This window comes from Acinetobacter sp. KAM396, from assembly GCF_021602765.1.
In the GTDB taxonomy this organism is placed as follows: Bacteria; Pseudomonadota; Gammaproteobacteria; order Pseudomonadales; family Moraxellaceae; genus Acinetobacter; species Acinetobacter towneri_A.
Window position 1 is genome coordinate 20887 of record NZ_BPPH01000030.1, and the last position, 6357, is coordinate 27243.

The following is a 6357-nucleotide window of genomic DNA, read 5'->3' on the forward strand; positions in this document are numbered from 1 at the left end:
CTCTAACGCTGTATGACAGCGTTAGAGGGCGTTGCTGATTTTATGGGCTATAATTCAGAAATTCCTAAGCTAAGAAGAGAGCGAAAAGCTGTCTTACCTTTTTTACCGATCAATGAGTAATTGGGGGGCATTATTGAGTCTATTCATAAACCCAAAAGCCATGGTTTATTTTTTCTTGTTATAAAATATGACTAGGGTCTGTTGACATTTACTGTTCATAATTAACCCTATAAAGGTAGCCATAAAAATATACAGGCTAAAGCAACAGAACTTTGATAATTTCTTTTGAGCTTGTCATATCGAGTAGCTATTCCTCTAAATTGCTTTAATCTACAAAACATATTTTCAACTAAATGCCTGATTTTATATAAATACCAGTCCATATGGTCATTGTTAGATTGGCTATTCGTTTTCTTTGGTATATTCGCTTTAGTCCCTGTTTTCCTGATCTGTTCACGCAGTGGTTCTGAATCATAGCCTTTATCTGCGCATACCACTTTTGTCTCTTTTAAATCTAATGTTGATATTAAATCAGGTGCAACTTTAACATCATGTGTGGTCCCATCGGTAATTATGAAATCAATAGGATTGCCATGTGCATCAACAATCAAATGTATTTTTGAGGAGTTTCCTCCTACACTTTTAGAAATAGATTGATTCGCTATGCCGGCAGAATGTTGATGAGCACGTACATGAGAGCCATCAATAAAAATCCACTCCATATCGGGGCATGAGGCTAGCAATTTGAATAATCTAAGTAACTTACCGCTGCTTGACCAACGATTAAAACGTTTGAAAATAGAGTTTGAATGACCAAAACAAGAAGGAATATCTCGCCACGGACAGCCTGTTCTAATTCTATAGAGAATAGCTTCAATAAAATTGCGTAAATTTGAGTTGTGGTGAATGGATAAATTACGCAGAATAACTTTCAACTTTTGCCAGTGTTGATCTGTCAGCATGGTACGAGGCATAGCGAATAGTAAAATTGGGTTTGGCGATTTGATTTTACTACTTCGCTATTTTTTTAAGCTAAAAGTGTCAACACACCCTACTACCTTAAAATTAAATTACCTATTACATCCAACAGTTTTTGGTATTTATGACGTTCGATGAGTCTTGTCGATATTCCTAAAGAAAGTGGTTTTTTTAATACATCTGCTTCATGATGCGATAAATACGCTTATGATTCACTTGCTTCAATAACATCTACTTGCCTTTAAGTGACAATTGAAATGTGACTCAGTTAGAGCTTGCTAGTCTTTTAATAAGCTACAGTCTTATGTATCTAAAGTTGAAATTTTACAAAGAAGATTGGCTTACTAATCTTAGATAAAGATATGAGAGTATGTATGAATCAATTCGATTTTTATGTTTAAAATACATTATCTGTATTAAGTTTATTAATTTACAATGAAAAAAAGAATAGGTCCAGATGGAGTTCATTTTTTTGATAGGGCTAATGGGAATAATATCCTAATAAATGAGCTTCTATTGCCAGAAGCAGACTGGACTGTAGCACCTAGACAAATTTCAGTAGCACTTACTAATATTTGTGATTTGCATTGTAAATTTTGCTATGCGCCCAAAATAAAAGCCTCTCTTCCATTTGATTACTTAAAAAAATGGTTAAAGGAAATTGATCAGCTTGGTACTTTTGGAGTGGGCTTTGGAGGCGGGGAACCAACTTTATATCCTAAATTTGCTGAGATATGTGAATTTACAGCTAACGAGACAGATTTAGCTGTAACATTCACTACTCACGGACATCGTTTAACTGATGATTTATTGTCTAATCTTAAAGGAAATGTAAATTTCATTAGAATAAGTATTGATGGTGTTGGGACTACTTATGAGAAATTTCGTGGTCGAAAATTTGATAAATTAATAGAACGTATTGAAAGAACAAGGGAAATTAGTTCTTTGGGTTTCAATGTTGTAATTAATGATTCAACTATACAGGACCTTGATCAGGTCACAGAAATTGCAGAGAAGTTTGATATATCCGAAGTTCTACTTTTACCCCAGCAAGCTACTCAAAACGTCAAAAGTTTATCAAAAGATTCTTATGAAAAAATGAAGAAGTGGATAGAAGGTTATAGTGGGGAAACTCGTTTAACTATAAGTGATATTGGGCTTGAATCAAATTTTATATGCAATCCACTTTTGATGGAAACTGGGCTTAATGCTTATGCTCATATAGATGCTCTAGGCTTTCTTAAAAGTAGTTCATATTCAAATATTGGTCAGGAAATTGGTGGAAAAAGTGTTTTAGAAGCACTTCAGTTATTAAAGAAATATAAATAAGGGTAAGACGTGAAAATTTGGAACAGTTATGGATCAGAACATTCTATGAATTTGGTATTAATAGGCTCATTTGTTCAAGCTAAAGATGCTGAAAATATAGAAAAGTTTGTTACAAAGTTGAAAAAAGCTTCTGAATATGAGGAATATTACTTATCTGGTGAACCTCCAGAAAATCATAGATTTTCTAAAGAAGTCTTAGAGGCTCTTCAAGAACACCACGTTAATCATTTATCTCCATTAGAAATAGATCAATTTAATTCTGATTATTATTTAGAGCGAGATGGGAATAAGATAACGATTGATACGGATGAGATTGATATATCTGCATTTATTAAAATATTTGTAGATGCTGGTGCTAAAGTAGAAGTTTACTCAAAACATTTCTATCCTGAGAATCCTGAGAATCCTGAGAATCCTGAGAATCCTGAGAATCCTGAGAATCCTGAGAATCCTGAGAATCCTGAGAATCCTGAGAATCCTGAGAATCCTGAGAATCCTGAGAAATTTGGGGAAGAATAATAGAATGTCTCATCTTGATTGGAGTAAATTTGAAAATTTATCTGGTGCAGCTGACGTAAATTTTGAAAAGCTTTGTAGATCATTAATAAGAAGACACTATGGTCAATATGGTTCTTTTAAAGAGCTTGCTAATCAGGCTGGGGTCGAGTTCCATCTAAAGTTAGACCAAGACTGTGCTTTGGGAGGTTCTACACGATGGTATGGATGGCAATGTAAATGGTATGACTTGCCTAGAGCACGAGCAATAGGAACAACTAGAAAAGATAAAATTGTTGATGGACTTAATAAGTCTAAGAAATATTTACCTCACTTAACGGATTGGGTTTTATGGACTAAATATATTCTTACAGAGGGCGATCAAGAGTGGTTTTATGGATTGCAAGCTAATTATCCATTTAAACTACATCTTCAAACTTGCGATGACATTGAGAGTTTATTGGTTGGACCAGCATTAGCTTTGCGAGAGGCTTATTTTGGTGAGTTGGTAATTGATGAACAAGTGTTAAATCAACATTATCAAATCATAGCATCTACTCATAGTAAGAAGTTTCAACCTGAAGTGCACCAAACGGTTAAAGCTGAAAAGATAATTGAAAAATGTTTAGGAAGACACTCCTCTTGGGACTCACTAGATAGCCTTGAGAAATCTATAAACAATAATTTAAAAATAGTCAAAGATGCACTTAATCTTGAGGATAGCTATGTCAAAACAACCTTGCCCGATTTTATAGCTGATGGGGAAAGATTGAGTGGTTTTTTAGATTGTTTATTTTCAGAGTTGGCAGCAGGAAATTTTGAAAAAGCAAAAGAGCTTTTGGTTGAAGATTTAAGTTGTGATTGGTCTAAATATAGGAAAACGATAGCTCGATTACGAGCTAATAGAAGCCATACTGCTATGTTTGCAGCAAATTTGTTAGCAGATTTTTATGCTTTTTCAGAAGAAATAAAAAAGGTAAGAAATGCTTTAAATGCCAAGGTCATTACTATCGTTGGTAAGGCTGGCGATGGTAAAACAGATCTTGCTTTAGAAATATGTAGACCAAGAGATGGCATTAATGCTGGAGTCCTTTTTTTAGGAAAAGATTTACATGCAGGCGAAAATTTAGATCATTTAGTCAAAAGTTTTAAGATATATGGACGACCTATTAATACATTTGAGGATCTTTTAGAAGCAGTAGATGCAGCAGGTCAACGCCTTTGTAAACGTATTCCAATTGTAATTGATGGGCTAAGTGAATCTGAAGACCCAAGAAATTGGAGAAATGAAGTAGCAAAAGCAAATGCATTACTAGAAAACTATCCAAATATATTACTAGTGCTAACTTTAAGAGGAGAGTTTTATAAAGATTGTATTCCAGAAACAATTCCAACTTTTGAGTTGAATGGGTTTGTAGATGATCCAATTGCGGCGATACATTGTTATTTTGAACATTACAAAATAGATGCTTTAGATGCAGATATACCAATCGAACTACTTACACATCCTTTAACATTAAGACTTTATTGTGAATCAGCAAATTCAGAAAGAAGAAGAGTTGTAGGTGTAGAAGCATTACCCCGTTCTCAAGTTGCTATATTTGAGAAATACTTTGAAAAAGCAATTGATCATATTGTAGATTTATCTCCGTCAAATCAAAGGTTATATCATGAAGATATTGAAGATACCTTATTGAAAATTGCTGAAGTGTTATGGACAGAAAATTATAGGACATTAGATTTTAATCAGGCTCGTAGTATTGCTAATGAAGTCGTGAGGTCAGGAAGCAGCTTAATAAAAAGCCTTGAATCCGAGGGTATATTATTAAAGTATAGATCACAAAATGGTAATCATGAGATAGGTTTTTCTTATGATTTAATGGCTGGGTTTAAAATAGCTGAATACCTTTTAAAAGGTGATTTTAATAGTTGGATTAGGCAAAATATTCATAAAATTCAGTATGGTCAACTACATTCAAATACCCTGGCTTATGATGTTTTTAACTCATTAGTTGGTCTATATCCTAAATATTATGTGAGAAAACATCTTTGGCAATTGTTAGAAGGTGATTTTAAAGAACGTGCTCTTTTACAAACAACTCAAGAGCAAGCAGCTCTTATCAATAGAGAAACAATAGAGGAATTCCAGAAATATTTATTATCCTCAGAGCAATTTGCTTCTAAAGCATTTACCAAGCTGAAAACTACTCGGTCGGCATATGCTCATCCCTTTGATGCAAGCTTCTTAGATAAAGCTTTAAGAGCTATGGGAAATACATACCGTGATTTAACATGGTCTGAATGGATAAGAAGAAATTATAGAGAACTTAAAAATGACCTAGAGGTTCTTGAAAAAAGATGGTCTCGAATAGAAATTGGTTCTAGTGAGAAAGGTCGAGCTTTATGGGTTCAATGGTTATTAACAACTAACCATAGAGATTTAAGGGATCAAGCAACAAAAGTACTTTCTATATATGCAAAAAAAGATCCAAAAACATTCTTTGAGATGGCAATTAATTCATTAGATATTACGGATCCATATGTGCCAGAAAGAACTTTTGCTGCAGCGTATGGGGCTATTTTAAGTGCAGATTTTATTGATGTAGAAAAAATAAATAGTAATGTTTGTGGTTTCGCCCAACAAATTATAGAAAATTGTTTTTTACCTAATTCTGAATACTCTACTACTCATACAATTTTGAGAGAATATTTACTAGGTACTATTAATTATGCTTTAACAGTAAATCGAAATTTTGTCAGTCAAGAATATTTAGATTATTGTCAAAAACCTTATCAACATTTACCTAATCTGTTTGATAGTCTCCCTGATATAAGTGAAGAGAAAATAATTGAAGTCAAAAAATTAGCCCTTCGTATGGATTTTAATAATTACACTATTGGAAGATTAATTCCGGATAGACGTAATTATGATGATTCACATCCTAACTATATTGAGACACGTAAGACTATTTTGAAAAGAATGATCCAGCTTGGATATCTACCTGAAAAATTTCAAGAGATTGATAGAGATATAGGTTCGAGTTCTTATTATGATCGTGATGTAAAAATAGATAGATATGGAAAAAAATATAGCTGGATTGCGTTCTATGAAATGTATGGATGGAAGGCTGATAGGGAGCTTTTAGATGATTGGCGTGGTAATGAAAGATGTAGTGATGTGAGTATCGATCCCACATTCCCTAAAGTAGAAAACTCTTGGAATCCAGAGACTACAGATATATTTACTAATTCTCCAAAGGATATTGGTGCGTGGATTTTAAATGGACCAATTCCTAACTACTTGGATATCTTAGAGACTCAGCAGTTTAACGAAACTGATAGCTGGATTTTACTGAATGGATTTATACAAGAGGATTCAAAAACGGATTATCGTGAAATCTTTACATTTATGAGAGGCTTTTTTGTTGCAAATGAACATGTCTCGTAAGCGTCCGCTGAACCCCATGCCTATTTTTTAATTCGGTTCAGGTTTCCAGCGGTGTGGTAGCAATTCTTCAATCTGAGTCACTTTATGTGTCGGCAACCTTTTCAGCA

Annotated in this window: 4 protein-coding genes; 3 read left to right on the plus strand and 1 reads right to left on the minus strand. The window is 33.7% G+C overall.

From position 1 onward, the window contains the following. Positions 1-227: 227 nt before the first annotated feature. Entirely contained in the window at positions 228-974 is a 747-nt protein-coding gene (locus L6C30_RS12010; RefSeq protein WP_087662167.1) for an IS5-like element ISAba31 family transposase, read from the minus strand. Between the two features lie 520 nt (positions 975-1494). Between L6C30_RS12010 and L6C30_RS12015 the strand changes: the two genes are divergently transcribed. Genes L6C30_RS12015 through L6C30_RS12025 form a run of 3 tightly spaced genes read left to right on the plus strand, consistent with a single transcriptional unit; the run spans position 1495 to position 6250 of the window. Next, positions 1495-2307 (plus strand): radical SAM protein, encoded by an 813-nt coding sequence (locus tag L6C30_RS12015; RefSeq protein ID WP_236163146.1) that lies wholly within the window; start codon positions 1495-1497, stop codon positions 2305-2307. 9 nt (positions 2308-2316) lie between these two features. Then, the gene (locus L6C30_RS12020) at positions 2317-2826 is read left to right on the plus strand and encodes a DUF6375 family protein (RefSeq protein WP_087662165.1); all 510 of its coding nucleotides are present in this window, start codon (positions 2317-2319) and stop codon (positions 2824-2826) included. Positions 2827-2830: 4 nt separating this feature from the next. Further along, complete coding sequence (locus L6C30_RS12025) at positions 2831-6250, plus strand: NACHT domain-containing NTPase (protein ID WP_236163145.1); 3420 nt, start codon at positions 2831-2833, stop codon at positions 6248-6250. Positions 6251-6357 lie beyond the last annotated feature (107 nt).